General features: G+C 44.4%; 17 protein-coding genes. 10 read left to right on the top strand and 7 right to left on the bottom strand.

What is annotated here, in order from left to right; genetic code table 11:
- Positions 1 to 32 precede the first annotated feature (32 nt).
- A complete protein-coding gene (locus OH458_RS08200) occupies positions 33 to 896 on the bottom strand; it encodes an SDR family oxidoreductase (RefSeq protein ID WP_269977939.1) in 864 nt (287 codons plus the stop codon).
- Between the two features lie 145 nt (positions 897 to 1,041).
- Here OH458_RS08200 and OH458_RS08205 point away from each other — a divergent pair, with 145 nt between their 5' ends.
- Positions 1,042 to 1,587 carry a TetR/AcrR family transcriptional regulator gene (locus OH458_RS08205; RefSeq protein WP_269977940.1) on the top strand — a complete coding sequence of 182 codons (546 nt, stop codon included), beginning with the start codon at positions 1,042 to 1,044 and terminating at the stop codon, positions 1,585 to 1,587.
- Between the two features lie 130 nt (positions 1,588 to 1,717).
- Positions 1,718 to 2,431, top strand: a complete 714-nt coding sequence (locus tag OH458_RS08210; protein ID WP_269977941.1) for a hypothetical protein — start codon at positions 1,718 to 1,720, stop codon at positions 2,429 to 2,431.
- Between the two features lie 6 nt (positions 2,432 to 2,437).
- Here OH458_RS08210 and OH458_RS08215 read toward each other — a convergent pair whose 3' ends face one another.
- A complete protein-coding gene (locus tag OH458_RS08215) occupies positions 2,438 to 3,388 on the bottom strand; it encodes a LysR family transcriptional regulator (RefSeq protein ID WP_269977942.1) in 951 nt (316 codons plus the stop codon).
- 191 nt (positions 3,389 to 3,579) lie between these two features.
- Between OH458_RS08215 and OH458_RS08220 the strand changes: the two genes are divergently transcribed.
- From OH458_RS08220 to OH458_RS08230, 3 genes are all read left to right on the top strand, one after another.
- Entirely contained in the window at positions 3,580 to 4,395 is an 816-nt protein-coding gene (locus tag OH458_RS08220) for an enoyl-CoA hydratase/isomerase family protein (RefSeq protein ID WP_009700909.1), read from the top strand.
- Positions 4,396 to 4,611: 216 nt separating this feature from the next.
- Positions 4,612 to 5,043, top strand: a complete 432-nt coding sequence (locus OH458_RS08225) for a DUF2000 domain-containing protein (protein ID WP_269977943.1) — start codon at positions 4,612 to 4,614, stop codon at positions 5,041 to 5,043.
- Between the two features lie 340 nt (positions 5,044 to 5,383).
- Complete coding sequence (locus OH458_RS08230; RefSeq protein ID WP_269977944.1) at positions 5,384 to 7,120, top strand: ABC-F family ATP-binding cassette domain-containing protein; 1,737 nt, start codon at positions 5,384 to 5,386, stop codon at positions 7,118 to 7,120.
- 77 nt (positions 7,121 to 7,197) lie between these two features.
- Here OH458_RS08230 and OH458_RS08235 read toward each other — a convergent pair whose 3' ends face one another.
- On the bottom strand, positions 7,198 to 7,425 hold the full coding sequence (locus OH458_RS08235) for a helix-turn-helix domain-containing protein (protein ID WP_269977945.1): 228 nt from the start codon (positions 7,423 to 7,425) through the stop codon (positions 7,198 to 7,200).
- A 10-nt stretch (positions 7,426 to 7,435) separates the two neighbouring features.
- A complete protein-coding gene (locus tag OH458_RS08240; RefSeq protein ID WP_039624870.1) occupies positions 7,436 to 7,963 on the bottom strand; it encodes a DUF2975 domain-containing protein in 528 nt (175 codons plus the stop codon).
- A 161-nt stretch (positions 7,964 to 8,124) separates the two neighbouring features.
- On the opposite strand from OH458_RS08240, the gene OH458_RS08245 reads away from it, so the two are divergent.
- Together OH458_RS08245 and OH458_RS08250 are read left to right on the top strand one after the other, a co-directional pair.
- Positions 8,125 to 8,469, top strand: coding sequence for a hypothetical protein (locus OH458_RS08245; RefSeq protein ID WP_269977946.1), 345 nt, complete (start codon positions 8,125 to 8,127; stop codon positions 8,467 to 8,469).
- A gap of 231 nt (positions 8,470 to 8,700) precedes the next feature.
- Complete coding sequence (locus OH458_RS08250) at positions 8,701 to 9,180, top strand: Dps family protein (RefSeq protein ID WP_269977947.1); 480 nt, start codon at positions 8,701 to 8,703, stop codon at positions 9,178 to 9,180.
- A gap of 139 nt (positions 9,181 to 9,319) precedes the next feature.
- Here OH458_RS08250 and OH458_RS08255 read toward each other — a convergent pair whose 3' ends face one another.
- Positions 9,320 to 10,936 (bottom strand): NAD(P)/FAD-dependent oxidoreductase, encoded by a 1,617-nt coding sequence (locus OH458_RS08255; protein WP_269977948.1) that lies wholly within the window; start codon positions 10,934 to 10,936, stop codon positions 9,320 to 9,322.
- A gap of 180 nt (positions 10,937 to 11,116) precedes the next feature.
- On the opposite strand from OH458_RS08255, the gene fdxA reads away from it, so the two are divergent.
- Positions 11,117 to 11,440, top strand: a complete 324-nt coding sequence (gene fdxA, locus OH458_RS08260) for a ferredoxin FdxA (protein WP_269977949.1) — start codon at positions 11,117 to 11,119, stop codon at positions 11,438 to 11,440.
- A gap of 86 nt (positions 11,441 to 11,526) precedes the next feature.
- Here fdxA and OH458_RS08265 read toward each other — a convergent pair whose 3' ends face one another.
- Positions 11,527 to 11,898 (bottom strand): isochorismatase, encoded by a 372-nt coding sequence (locus OH458_RS08265; protein WP_269977950.1) that lies wholly within the window; start codon positions 11,896 to 11,898, stop codon positions 11,527 to 11,529.
- Between the two features lie 165 nt (positions 11,899 to 12,063).
- Between OH458_RS08265 and OH458_RS08270 the strand changes: the two genes are divergently transcribed.
- Positions 12,064 to 12,927: a LysR family transcriptional regulator gene (locus tag OH458_RS08270; RefSeq protein WP_269977951.1), complete on the top strand. Its 864-nt coding sequence runs from the start codon at positions 12,064 to 12,066 to the stop codon at positions 12,925 to 12,927.
- Between the two features lie 107 nt (positions 12,928 to 13,034).
- Here the strand turns inward: OH458_RS08270 and OH458_RS08275 are convergent, their stop codons facing one another.
- Positions 13,035 to 13,340: an NIPSNAP family protein gene (locus tag OH458_RS08275; protein WP_269977952.1), complete on the bottom strand. Its 306-nt coding sequence runs from the start codon at positions 13,338 to 13,340 to the stop codon at positions 13,035 to 13,037.
- A gap of 233 nt (positions 13,341 to 13,573) precedes the next feature.
- Between OH458_RS08275 and OH458_RS08280 the strand changes: the two genes are divergently transcribed.
- Positions 13,574 to 13,750: a DUF6435 family protein gene (locus OH458_RS08280; protein ID WP_269977953.1), complete on the top strand. Its 177-nt coding sequence runs from the start codon at positions 13,574 to 13,576 to the stop codon at positions 13,748 to 13,750.
- Positions 13,751 to 13,804: the final 54 nt, after the last annotated feature.

Genomic DNA, 13,804 nt, shown 5'->3' on the forward strand with positions numbered 1-13,804 from the left:
TTTAGTTTACCCTAACGATTCCCCACTCAAACTTACTTACAGCTAGAAAGCGAATTGAAGTAATCATCAAGCGTGTGAACGCCATAGGTTGGAGCGATGCTATCGCGCGCCAACATCGTCAAGAAAAACTCGGCAGGACCGCCCCATTTCTCCGTCAAGTGACTCACTAACGACAACCCGACTCTGCGCAGAAAGTCCGGTAGGTGCGTATTTTTCTCCGCTTTATTTTGAGATTTGAACGCGAGACGAGCAATATCATTAACAGACAAAATATCTGGGCCACCGACATCTAATTCTGTGTCATTTCGTTCAATCGCTTCTACACAAAATCTCGCCAAGTCTTTTCCGTGAATGGGATTAAGCAAGTTGTCACCATCGCCAAAAGTAAATACTCGACCTGATTTCGCCATGTTGTACACCTCGGTAATATCAGAGAAAAAGCCATTCGGGCGAATCACACAAGGGGTTAATTTTGTTGACTGTAAAAGCCGATTCGCAAAGCGTTCTTTCGCCTCTAGCAAACGAACTTGAGGATATTTCTGAGCATTAAACGCAGAGATGTAGATGAATTTACCGACACCTGCTCGCTCTGCTTCTTCAAGCAAGTTCAAATTTGCTTGGTAGTCGACATCCAAATAGCCTAATCCGTCTTGTTGGCGAGTAATGCCCAAGCAAGAGATAACAACCTTCACCCCCTCGCAAATCCCTTTTATCTCATCGGGGTGAGTCACCTGAGCTTCTACTACCTGCGACTCTTGTAAGCCCATCGCAAGGAGTTTGGTTTTGTTTCTCGCCAACGCTTTAAACTCGACCTGCTCAGACGTCAATAGCTCAACAATATGCGAACCTAAATATCCAGTAGAGCCTGCAATTAAAATCCTAGGAAGCGTTTTCATGCCAACCCTTATTTCGACCATTTGGTCTTTTTAAATTAGTACGGTTTAAGAGCTAGGTAAAGATCTTTTTTGTCCACTCGGTCTAAATAAAGGATCTTGTGTTATACTGCGAGGCATTGCGGTAACAAAAGCTGAGAAGAAAACCATGCCGAAGATCGTCGATCATGAAAGCAGACGTAGGGAAATTGCCTTAAAAGCAACCGAAGTGTTCCTTGAGTTCGGTTACAAAAATATTGGTATGAGACAACTTTGCGTACAGTTGGGCATGAGCAAAAGTGCGGTTTATCACTATTACAAAAGTAAGGATGAGCTGTTCAAAGCCGCAACGGAGGCCATCGTCAACTTTGATGCAGAAGTGCTAGCAGATAGGCCAAACTCAAGTGAAGCGAATACAGGGCAACAAATCGAAAACTTCGTATTGATCTTCCAGCAAATGGCTCCGCGTTTCTTCCAAGAAATGAAGCTCGTCTCTGATTACATTGATGTGATTGGGCAAGAAAACATTGCTACCGATCCATGCATGTTACTTGCGAATCAAAAGTACATAACGATGCTAGAAAACTACGTCTCAGCGCAACACAAAGAATCGCTTTATACCCTAATACTAGGGCTGCTGAACCATCAGTTGATGTTGGGTAAAGCGCTAGAAGAGGCTTATGTTATTGAGCAGGTCGAACGGATACTTGGCTAGTATTCCGCATGCTAAGCCATACTGTTTGTGTGTTAACTAGAAGAGCGTCGCATATTCAGATTTCTTGCTGGTAAATGTGCCTCACGTCATCTACCAATAGGGTTTTATAAATTCTTAAGGAAGGGTGATTATGAGATGTATTGTCGTTCTTTTGGCTCTGCTTTCATTTTTCTCTAACGCTGCAACAAAAGAGTCTTTCATTGATAAAGGCCAGTTTAAGTATGTGCTTTATTCTGGCGTAGATGATTCCATTGTCGAACATATTAATCATCGACTTACGAGTAAAACTCCTCAGCTAATTACTGATTTTAAAGTAAAAGAAATGCCAGTGATTACGGTAAGGATCTGGAAAGACCGAAACCAATATTTAGCCTATCAAAAACACCTTTTAGGTCAGAGCTACCCTTGGTCTACGGGCTATATAAGCGAGAATGAAATATTGCTCCGCGATACAGGTTCCCAAAGTACAATGGACACCGCATACCATGAATATGTGCATCTAGTAACGACTGCAATAAACCCTAATATTATCAACAATCCAAGATGGCTCTGGGAAGCGATCGCTTGCTATGAAGCCGAAAAAGAATATGGCTGGCGTAAACCATCAACAAAAGAGGAATTTAGGCAATACGCAAAAATTCTTAAAGAAGGTAACGGTTGGGATAGCCAAGGAGCCGTGTACCGTATCGGTTATAGCATTGGTGAGTTTATCCAGCAAAGTTATGGTTCGGATGGGTTAATCACCCTTATTCAAACCAATGGTGACATCTCTAAAGTGACCGATAAACCGCTGGAACAAGTGTTTGATGAGTGGATTGAGTTTACCGAGAATAAGTACTACTAGTGTTCTCTACTTCCCTCGCCCGTACATCTTGTCGAAGTTTGGGATGTTCTTTTCCCAAATGGGCGTCTCTTCTCCCACAATGGATTTGAGTGTGTCGATAAATAACTTGGTTTTGATTGGTGCATCTCGGTGCGGATACACGGCATAGAAGGTGCCGAAATCATCAATATTCAAGTGCGTCATGATCGGCACCAACTTGCCTTGTTTGATTTCGTCTTGAACCATTTGTGCAGTCACCACGGCAAGCGTATTTCCTCCTGCTGCGCTTCTCGCCAACATTTCCACATCATTCACTTTATAAGCGACATTAAGCTGAAAATGCTGTTGCTTACCTTGCTCATCTTGATAGCCGAATTTATCGAATAACAAACCTGGGGCTGCGTAGATGGTCGCAGGTAAAGATTCCAATTTCTCAAGACTGTCTACCGCACCATGCTTTTCTAAAAACGCAGGGGCAGCAACAATCAACAGGCGACTTCGCGCAATCTTACGGGTAATCAAGCTTGAGTTTTTAGGTCGTCCGATGCGGAAGCCAATATCAAAGCCCTCTTGCACCATATCCACCATGCGATCTTCTAAGCGCAGTTCAAACTCCACATCTGGGTATTGTTGTTGGAACACCGAAATCGCATCTTGAACATATTGACGCCCGAACATGGTCGAGCTGGTAATACGCAAGACACCACGAGGCTCTTCATGATAATTCTGCGCCAAACGGTGAGTATCACTGAGAAGTGACCGAAGGGATTTGGCTTGATTAACCATTTCATTCCCAGCAGCCGTCAATGATAAGGAGCGCGTGGTTCGGTTGAGTAATCGAACGCCCAACTCCTCTTCCAAACGGCTGATCTGCTTTGAGATCACCGAACGATCCACATTCTTCTGTTCTGATACCTTAGTGAACGAACCAAGCTCGACCACTTCAAGTAGCAGCAATAAACGACTAGAGAAATCCATAACGTCTTACCTAAAAAAAACCATTGTTGCTTTTATGGCACCAATTATATGCCATTTAGCTTATTTTTCTCATCTTATAACAAATCTATAGTAGCTGCACACAACGGGAGAGAGACAAACCTCCTCAATACCAAACCAATAAATTCGCGTGACCGAGGTCTGCTGATCTTACTAACGCTGAGGAAACAGCTATGAAAACTTTATCAATCACACAACAAAATGGCATCGCTACTGTTGAAATCAACAACCCACCAGTGAACGTACTGACTATCGATTTGATTAATGAAATCAACGAATTTGTCCTATCACTTAAAGATGACCGCGATACGAAAGTAGTGGTATTCAAATCTCTTCATGAGTCTTTCTTCTTGGCGCATTTAGATTTGAACGTTATCAACGGCACACAAGGCGGTCAGGCAGCATCAATTGAATTCAACCACATGATTGCCAACATCAAAGCGATGAAACAAGTATCGGTTGCTGTGGTTGATGGTGTAGCTCGTGGCGGCGGTAATGAGTTTGTGATGGCGTGTGACTTGGCTTACGGCACTGAAAACGCAGCATTTGCTCAGCCAGAGATTCACGTCAACATCCCAACGGGTGGTCAAGGTGCGGTGCAGTTCGCTCGTCGCATGGGCAAAAACAAAGCACTTCAAGCACTGCTACTTGGTAACGACTTTACGGCACAACAAGCAGAGCAGTTAAACATCATTACTCAGTTTGTTCCTAAAGCAGAGTTGGATGGATTCTTGGCGGCAACATTGGGCGTGATTAGCCAACTAGAAGTGCGTGACATCGTAATGTACAAAGAGATCATCGCAACCTCTATCAAAGATGAAGACGCAGGTGCAGAGCTAGAGTTGCGTTACTTCTTAGAGCGCGCAAAAGAGCAAAAAACCGCAGCGATCATCGACGCGTTCCTAAAACACGGTGGTCAAACAGAGCGTGAAGCGAAAGACATCCAAGGCATCTTTGTTGATACAGCGGCTGAGCTAAACAAACAATAGAACTTGGTTCATCATCGACCTAAGGCACCGACAGTCCGTTGGTGCCTTGTCTATTAGAAAACTCGGGAAATCTTATTGCATGAAAAACGATTAAATCATTCGTTTATTGCAAACTTGGCTTTTCGACAGCAATGTTAGAAACAAAATTGCGCGTGCGAGGAAATACAATGGAGACAGTTAAACAATCGTCAGATCAATAGAAAAACGAGGTCCTCCATGAATCAACTTCCCGACGAAAACCAAAAACGATTTGTTGCTGTAATCAGTAAAAAAGTTGAAGTGGGACGCGCCGTAAACGTATTAGGACACTTGAGCGTAAGCCTTGCGGATCAACTTTCTGATGGCGACGCAGTCTATACCGATTATCACGATCTCGACGGCAATGTTCATCCCAATATCTCTCACTATCCATTTATCGTCTTGAGAGCGGATAACTCCAACAAAATCAGAAAACTTCGCCAAGAAGCACTCGACAAAAGTATCCCATTCTCTGATTTTACTCACACCATGGTAGAAGGCGGCTCTGAAGTACAACAGCAAACCACCAAAAACACATCAGAAGCAGAGCTAGAATATTTGGGCATTTGTTTGTTCGGCGAGACTGAAACTCTTCGAGAATTGACCAAGAAGTTCAGCTTATATCGCTAAAAGCACGTGATACCTTGGTGATCCTCTCATCATTTTTTCATCAAGCTATCTGTACATTGCCACTTTTAGGGTTAGAATCTAGTGCATCTATCAACCAAAAGTGGCAACGCTTACAACGAAATTAAGGAGGAATTTATGTCTTTGTGGTGTTCAATCAACCCACGTTTTTATGGCATGAAGGACCGCTCAAGAGTTTCAGATTTCGCGCTGCGATAATCTCGACTTGAGCGAATAATTACCTTTCGACGAAAACACGTCACCCGAGTACTTTCCCTCAAGCTCGAAGAATTATTGTCAGCTATGACAACGGCGTCTTACGCCCAAAATTCTTGAGAACACTATGAGTACTTTTTTAACTGCACAATCATTAACCCTTTCTCACACAGCAACACCAATCTTCAAAGATCTAACGTTTACGATTCATCGTGGCGACAAAATTGGTCTTATCGGTCATAACGGCTGTGGTAAAAGCTCCCTACTCAAACTGCTTAGCGGTCAATTTGAACCAAGCCAAGGCACGGTTGCCAAAGCCAGTTCATGTTTGATGCGTTATGTTGAGCAGCATTTACCTAAGTCTTTAAGTACACATTCCGTATTGGACGCGTTAGCGGAATCCTTATCCGATGATGAGGTTTGGCGCGCCGAGCTCTTATTGGATGAACTCGGATTTTCAAACAAAGAACGACACATGCCGGTTGAGAATTGTAGCGGAGGTCAGCAAATGCGACTGCTGCTTGCACGTGCGATTATCCATCAACCTGACTTACTGCTTCTGGATGAACCGAGTAACCACTTGGACTTGCCATCGCTCCTTTGGTTAGAGCAATTCCTATCAAACTGGAAAGGCTCATTCGTATTGGTATCTCACGATCAAACCTTACTCGATCGCGTCACCAACACCACTTGGGTCATGCGAGATCGCTCTTTGCATCATTTATCTCTGCCTTGTTCTCAAGCAAGACAAGCATTGAAAGAGAAAGATGAAACAGATCAACTTCGCCATGCCAGCGAGCAGAAAGAGATCGACCGAATCGAAAAAAGCGCCAAGCGTTTAGCCACTTGGGGCAAAGTCTACGACAACGAAGATCTTGCTCGAAAAGCCAAGACCATGTTTGCGCGCAAAGAACGTTTAGAGGAAGAACAAACCGAACTGACAGAAGGCACACCGTGGGCGCTACAACTTCAAGGTGAGTCGATGCCAGCAAATCGACTGTTAGAGGTTTTGCCTTTCTCGGTTACGCCACCAAACAGTGATTATCACTTGTTTGATATGGCAGAAATGCGCGTGAAAAGTGGCGACCGAATTGCCGTTCTCGGCAGTAATGGTTGCGGTAAATCGACTTTATTAAACCTGCTTTATCGTCAGTATGAAGCCATCCAAACCGACCTAGGCAACCGACATGAGAGTGTGACTTTCCACGATCGTTGTCGCTTGGGTTACTACGATCAATCTCTAAGGCAACTCGACGATGCTCACTCCATCACGGATGCGTTGCAGTCGTTTGCCAGCATCAGCAGTGAACAGGCAAAACGTTCGCTAATTGGTGCAGGATTCGAGTACACAAGACACGAACAGAAAGTTGTCAGTCTAAGTGGTGGAGAGCGAGCAAGGCTGCTGTTTGTGGGCTTAACCCTCGCTCGCTATCACATGTTGTTTTTAGATGAACCGACCAACCATTTGGATATGGAAGGCAAAGAAGAGCTGATTGAAACTCTGCAAAACTTCGAAGGTGCCGCCTTATTGGTGAGTCACGACCGAAGCCTAATAGAGCAAAGCTGTAATCGATTCTGGTTTATTGAAAATGGCTTACTGACGGAGTATTTAAGCGCAGAAGAGGTGTATCAACGCGTGACTGATGCTGCTCCCAAATCTGCCATATCGCATCATTACAATGAACTAATGTCGATGGAAACAAACACCGCGTCTGATGAGCAATCCGAAGAGCAAATGCTGGAAAGGCTGTTAGAGCTGGAAACCTTGCTGGAAACGGATCTAGGGCGAAAACCCAAGCATCAAAAACCAGCGATGCAGAAACAGTGGCAACACGAGATCTCGCAGATTATGGAGCAGCTTTAACACCAAATGGTATAGCCCAAAAAACACAAGGCCAGAGTCTGACTCTGGCCTTGTGTTATCAATGGAATCATCACCAATTAGAGAGATTCTATCTCTTCACTGTTTGGCACATATTCCAAAATATCCCCGGGTTGGCAATCGAGATGCTTGCAGATAGCTTCCAGCGTCGCCAGCTTTACCGCTTTCGCACGCCCGTTTTTCAGTATCGACAAGTTTTGCTCGGTAATGCCCACCCGTTTTGCTAACTCATTTGAGCGCATTTTCCGTTTGGCTAACATTACGTCAAGATTGATTACAATCGCCATATTTGTTCCGTTAAATCGTCAGCTCACTTTCTTCTTGAAGTTCTGCTGCTCTTTCCATTACCACCGCGATAACACGGACAATAAAACCGATTACCATCATTGTGATGTCCACGTCATCGACTTGTACCGAAAAGTACCAAGACTCGCCATTGTACGATAAAGCGAGGCTAAGCAGTAGGTCACTCAACGCACCAATAAAAGGAGTTGCGATCAATAAGTAACTCAGTTTCTTGTAACAGCACGCATTTTTCTGCTCAAAAATCTGGCCTTGCTCGTAGAGTCTGAACAACACAATCAACTGCCACAGCATCGCCATTGTCAAAAATGCAGAGAACATACTCGGGATATACCCGACCAATGAGCGAGTGACCGACAAGGGTAACTCCACCTCGACAGGGAAGCCTGCGGTGAACCATTGCGCGTTAAACATGGTGGCGCTAAACCATAAAGTGGTATCCAGTGCAGCGACGAAAAAGAAAGAAAACCAAAACAAAATAAGCAACTTACGGCTAAAAGTACTAATGGATTGGTGCGACATAGTCAGCCTCATAACAAATAATTCACCTGTATATTAGTGGCCAAACCATAAATAAACAATAAAAACTTATCGTTTTACGATAATTTTTTATTGATTTAATCGGCACCAACATTTACCTTATAAATCAAATTTAGCTCAACCATTGATTATTTGAGGTCCCTATGTCACTAAAACACTCCGCCTTGAGCACCTTAATGATTTTGTTCTCTTGCTCTGCAATGGCAGATGATGCGTTGTTAAAAAGCATCGAGGCCAATAATTACCTGATCGACTCGATGAGTAAGCTCGACAGTCCATCTAGCCTACCCGGTCAACAAGGGTTTGCTGGACACGACTGCTACGGTTCCACCAGCCGGCCATTCAGTGGCAGTGACATGTCAGCAGGCCATGGCAGCACAGATTGTTACGTGACGGAGTATGATTTGGGCGATAGCAATATGAAGACTTACTATCATAGTGATGCTTATGGAAGCTACGGGGTTGGATTCTCTTGGAGCTTTGAATAGAAAGTACTGCGATGAAGCTTTTTGTTTGATAATAATGCGACACTTGCCCGTTCTCTCATTGGATTTAACTATTTAAGTCATAGATAAAACCAAATTTTCTTCTCCAAAGATGAATCGTAGTATGTCTCCATCAGCAGCAAATACTGCAAAACACTTTTTAAACTTTGTATCAATCACCTTGAACTATTGGCTCGTTACTGCAGATTGATACCATCTCCGAGGAGCAAAATGATGAACAAACAGGTAAGCTTAATTGGTCTAGATCATGAACAATCCGCACAGCTAGCTCAGCAGCTCAATCAGCTACTCGCGCATTACCAAGTGTTGTACATGAATTCACGTGGCTACCACTGGAACATTAAAGGTCAACAATTCTTCGAACTCCATGTGAAATTTGAAGAGATCTACACGGATCTACAAACAAAAATTGATGAACTTGCAGAGCGTATTCTGACGTTAGGACACACTCCTGCACATGCCTTTAGCAGTTACTTGGAAGTCAGTGAAATTAAAGAGCATCAAAACGCGACGTCTGGTGAGGAGTGCGTACAAGGTCTGGTGCAAGGCTTTCGCGTTTTACTTCTAAAACAGCGTGAGATCCTGCAAAACGCGGGGGATGCTGAGGATGAAGGTACCGCTGCATTGATGGGTGACTACATCCGTGAGCAAGAAAAACTGATGTGGATGCTTAACGCCTACTTACAACACTAAGTATGAATCACCGAGTAATTAATAGTGATACCACTATCAGAGGTAGCGAACACTTCATGTTGAAGGTATAAAACTCAGTATGCATAAAAAAAGGCCCACCAGCTTTCGCTAGTGGGCCTTTTTAATAGTCTCAATACGATTATGCGTTCGCCGCGTCTTCGACCATAGCTTTAGATAGCGCTTCCGCCACCTTAATGCCATCGATACCCGCAGACAAAATACCACCAGCGTAACCTGCACCTTCACCTGCAGGGTAGAAACCTTTCAGGTTAACACTCTGGTAGTCTTTGCCACGCTTTATGCACACAGGAGAAGACGTACGAGTTTCAACACCGGTTAACAGAGCATCGGCGCTGGCGAAGCCTTTGATCTTTTTATCGAACGCAGGAATCGCTTCACGAATCGCTTCGATTGCGAAATCCGGTAGCGCTTTCGAGATGTCCGTTAGGTGGATACCCGGCGTGAAAGACGGTTGCACATCACCTAACTCACTTGGATCGCGACCTTTCAGGAAGTCACCCACTTTCTGCGCTGGCGCATCGTACGTTTCGCCGCCCAGTACGTAGGCACCTGACTCAAGTTTACGCTGCAACTCGATACCTGCGAGTGGATGCTCTGGGTAGTCACGCTCTGGGTCGATGCCAACCACGATAGCCGCGTTGGCGTTACGCTCTGAGCGAGAGTATTGGCTCATGCCGTTTGTTACCACACGGTTTTCTTCAGACGTTGCCGCCACTACCGTACCACCTGGGCACATACAGAAGCTGTATACCGTGCGACCGTTCTTACAGTGGTGAACCAATTTGTAGTCTGCCGCGCCCAAGATTGGGTTACCCGCATTTGGTCCGAAACGCGCTTCGTCGATCATCGCTTGTTTGTGTTCAATACGGAAGCCAACAGAGAAAGGTTTTGCTTCCATGTACACGCCGCGATCGTGGAGCATTTTAAACGTATCACGCGCACTGTGGCCAACTGCAAGTACCACGTAACGAGATTTGATCTCTTCGCCGTTAGACAGCGTTAGACCTGTGATTTGATCGCCATCCATATGGATATCATCGACGCGAGTGCTAAAGCGGATTTCACCACCCAGTTCGATGATTTTCGCGCGCATTTTCTCGATCATCGTGACCAGTTTGAACGTACCGATGTGCGGCTTACTTACGTAGAGAATTTCTTCTGGTGCGCCTGCTTCAACAAACTCAGTGATCACTTTGCGACCGTAGAAGTTTGGATCTTTGACTTGGCTGTAAAGTTTACCGTCAGAGAACGTACCTGCACCACCTTCACCAAACTGAACGTTTGATTCCGTGTTCAGTGTGCGCTTACGCCAGAAGCCGAAGGTATCTTTCGTACGCTCGCGCACCTCTTTACCACGCTCAACCACGATAGGTTTAAAGCCAGCTTGGGCAAGAATCAGCGCAGCAAACAAACCACATGGACCAAAGCCAATAACCACTGGACGCTCTGTCAGATTTTCAGGCGCTTTCGCGACGAACTTGTACTCCATGTCTGGCGTTTCTTTCACGTGCGGGTCGCTCACGAACTGCTCTAACAATGCAGCTTCGTTTTCAACGATCACGTCTAGCGTGTAGATAAGGAGAATATTGGCTTTCTTACGAGCATCGTAACCACGACGAAAAACATTGTAAGAGATGACTTGGTCTTCAGAGATACCAAGTTTCTTGGTGATGGCAGCAGTCAGCGCCTCTTCCTCATGATCAAGAGGAAGTTTGATTTCGTTTAAACGTATCATGTAGATGTCTCGTATAGATAGGTGTCTTAGCCAAAACCGCTTGAGAGGCGGTCAGCTCACAATGGCGCGCATTTTACGAGAAATTGATTTGTCTGTCATACTAAATCAAACATATTGAATTTTGGCAGGGGATGAGTATTATCCCATTCCTTAATTTTGACTAAAGATAAGAGACCCATCATGGCGTTTGTCGTAACCGATAACTGTATCCAATGTAAATACACTGACTGTGTCGCTGTATGTCCGGCAGATGCATTCCATGAAGGGCCAAACTTTATGGTCATTAATCCAATCGAGTGTATTGATTGCGGTCTTTGTGTTGATGAGTGTGACGCCCACGCGATCTTCCAAGAAGATGAAGTGCCAGATGACCAAAAAATCTACGTAGAACTCAATGCAGAGTTAGCAGAGCTTTGGCCTGTCCAAACCGAAGTCAAACCAGCGATGGATGAAGCAGAAAAATGGAATGGCGTGCCTGATAAGTTAGGCATGCTTGAGAAGTAACGAGCACCATTCTGCACACAACGAGAAACACAAAGAGGGCTGACAGTGATTGTCAGCCCTCTTTTCGTTCTTGCACTGTTTAGCGACTACCTTTCACCCAGTACTTCGAATTCATCGTAAGTTAGGCGTGCTTTGCCATCGTCTTGCATCGTCCAAACTTCTTTATGGACAACACCGAACGCTTTATTCATCGTCCATTTCGAAGCCAAAATGTAGCTTTTCTCGTCGACTTTCTCCCAAGTGGTTTCTTGGTAAGAAACCTCTGAAAAGCCCTGATCGATAATGTTTTGCCAAAATGCTTGAATTTGTTCGCGGCCTTCAAACATACCAAATGGTTTTGCCACCATCGTTGTGCCTTCGGCGTATTGCTCGGCACAACCTTTTGCACTTTGGCTGTTAAAGGCGACTTTCCAAGCTTCAATACCCGCTTGGCATGCTTCTAATACTGAATCGTTCATTTTCCTTACCTTCTCTGCTGTTTGGTCAAACCCAATTCACCGCTTCACTTGTATGTCATAAGTTGGAAACCATCGGGTCATCTTTCGAATGAACTCAATATAGGCGTATTAATTAACCTGAAAAACAATATAATTAGAAAACATAGTTCAAGAAAAACGAACAATATGAACAAACATAAACAGATGCTGATCTTTAAAACGATCGTAGAGGCAGGCTCTATCACCAAGGCCGCAGAAAAACTGGAATTGTCTAAGTCGGTTTTAAGCACTCATCTAAAGCAACTGGAAAGCAGTCTAGAGCTTGTATTGCTCAAACGAACCACGCGGCAACAATCGCTCACTCCTGCGGGGGAAAAGTTCTATGCGCACTGCGTATCTATGAACGATATTGTGTCTCTAGCATGGGACGACGTCCGACGTTTTTCGTCTGAGCCATCTGGCACTCTCACCATCACCGCACCCAATGCTTTGATGGAACATTTGCTCATCCCTGCCCTATCTGAAGCCTTTAAGCCGTTCCCAAAAGTATCACTCAAACTCATCGCCGATGACCATAAACTCTCGCTGATGAAAAATGATATTGATTTGGCAATTCGAGTCGGTAGCTCACCAGACAGTAACTACAAACAGAAAAAAATTGGCGAGTTCAAAGACTGGCTGTGCCAAGCGAATTCAAATCAAACAACACCTATCGAGAGCCGCTATATAGCCAATCAGTGGCAAGGGAGTATCATCAAACACAATGTCACTCATTGTGTCACTCAAGAGCTACTCACTTGGGAGTTTTCTTCCCACCATCAAGCGAACAGCATTAATCAAGTGGCTTTAATGGTGGAACAAGGCTTGGGGATAGGGTTGATCCCAGAGTTTATTGCGCTGAAGAATCCCAACATTGAACGCTATCAACCAGATTATGATCTAGCGAAAAATAGCGTTTATGCGGTTCACCCTTACACTGGCCCAATGCCAAAGTCTGTGCAATTAGCCATTCACTCCATTGAAAAAAAGCTAAGTGAAATGACAGTTTAAGCGACCGCTCCAAAAGGTTGCTGGCATTTTTCGTAAACACCACGGCCGATTCGCACTGAGAATACCAAGCGTCATGAATCGGATTGAATTGTTTGTTGTGTGCTTAGTTAGTCGAGAACTGGTCTGAAAAAACTACGTTCGTAACTAAGGATACAATTCGTGTCTTCGGCAAATTGAAAAGCCGCAATACACTCTTTATCTTTAAATGAATCGTTACGATATGACTCATAAGCTGCGAGGCTTGGAAACGAAAACAAAGCTAAGGCTACATTATTCGCACCTTCCGAAGGTAAGAAGTAACCATGATGTTGCCCACCGAATTTCCCTACGAGTGGGATCCACATTTTTGCGTACTCTTCAAACTCATTAACCTTCAACGGATCAATGATATATCTGAGGTAACAAGTCACCATTTATCGAACTCCTTTTCATCTTTTCCCATTGCGTGTAGACACCCGATAGAGTGACTTGCAACGTAACCATCATATTTTAGCAAACCACTACAAATACTGTACCAGAGTGAAAACACATTTACCGAGCGTTGCAAGTCAACTTATATTGGTCGTTGAGTTTAGAAAGTGGCCTTCGAATGAACTTTATAACTCGCTCTACGTAACAAAAGCGTCGATCATTAGCGGAGCCCGTTATGTTTTCTTTTTTTAAAAGTAACCCAGCCAAAAAACTCAAAAAACGCCACTCCATGCTTCTTGAACAAGCCATGCATGCTCAAAGGCGAGGTGACATACGAACGTATTCTCAGTTAACCGCAGAAGCCGAAGATATCTTCAAGCAAATTCAAGAGATGCGTTCCTCTAAAACCTAAAGCGGGATTTGGGGGCATTAACGCAACAACACCAATTCTGGCTGTGCCGAAACA

It is taken from the genome of Vibrio sp. MarTm2 (assembly GCF_027587055.1).
GTDB lineage: Bacteria > Pseudomonadota > Gammaproteobacteria > Enterobacterales > Vibrionaceae > Vibrio > Vibrio sinaloensis_D.

Coding starts and splice junctions, on each gene's coding strand:
- OH458_RS08200 (WP_269977939.1), bottom strand. CDS start 896: ATGAAAACGCTTCCTAGGATTTTAATTGCAGGCTCTACTGGATATTTA.
- OH458_RS08205 (WP_269977940.1), top strand. CDS start 1,042: ATGCCGAAGATCGTCGATCATGAAAGCAGACGTAGGGAAATTGCCTTA.
- OH458_RS08210 (WP_269977941.1), top strand. CDS start 1,718: ATGAGATGTATTGTCGTTCTTTTGGCTCTGCTTTCATTTTTCTCTAAC.
- OH458_RS08215 (WP_269977942.1), bottom strand. CDS start 3,388: ATGGATTTCTCTAGTCGTTTATTGCTGCTACTTGAAGTGGTCGAGCTT.
- OH458_RS08220 (WP_009700909.1), top strand. CDS start 3,580: ATGAAAACTTTATCAATCACACAACAAAATGGCATCGCTACTGTTGAA.
- OH458_RS08225 (WP_269977943.1), top strand. CDS start 4,612: ATGAATCAACTTCCCGACGAAAACCAAAAACGATTTGTTGCTGTAATC.
- OH458_RS08230 (WP_269977944.1), top strand. CDS start 5,384: ATGAGTACTTTTTTAACTGCACAATCATTAACCCTTTCTCACACAGCA.
- OH458_RS08235 (WP_269977945.1), bottom strand. CDS start 7,425: ATGGCGATTGTAATCAATCTTGACGTAATGTTAGCCAAACGGAAAATG.
- OH458_RS08240 (WP_039624870.1), bottom strand. CDS start 7,963: ATGTCGCACCAATCCATTAGTACTTTTAGCCGTAAGTTGCTTATTTTG.
- OH458_RS08245 (WP_269977946.1), top strand. CDS start 8,125: ATGTCACTAAAACACTCCGCCTTGAGCACCTTAATGATTTTGTTCTCT.
- OH458_RS08250 (WP_269977947.1), top strand. CDS start 8,701: ATGAACAAACAGGTAAGCTTAATTGGTCTAGATCATGAACAATCCGCA.
- OH458_RS08255 (WP_269977948.1), bottom strand. CDS start 10,936: ATGATACGTTTAAACGAAATCAAACTTCCTCTTGATCATGAGGAAGAG.
- fdxA (WP_269977949.1), top strand. CDS start 11,117: ATGGCGTTTGTCGTAACCGATAACTGTATCCAATGTAAATACACTGAC.
- OH458_RS08265 (WP_269977950.1), bottom strand. CDS start 11,898: ATGAACGATTCAGTATTAGAAGCATGCCAAGCGGGTATTGAAGCTTGG.
- OH458_RS08270 (WP_269977951.1), top strand. CDS start 12,064: ATGAACAAACATAAACAGATGCTGATCTTTAAAACGATCGTAGAGGCA.
- OH458_RS08275 (WP_269977952.1), bottom strand. CDS start 13,340: ATGGTGACTTGTTACCTCAGATATATCATTGATCCGTTGAAGGTTAAT.
- OH458_RS08280 (WP_269977953.1), top strand. CDS start 13,574: ATGTTTTCTTTTTTTAAAAGTAACCCAGCCAAAAAACTCAAAAAACGC.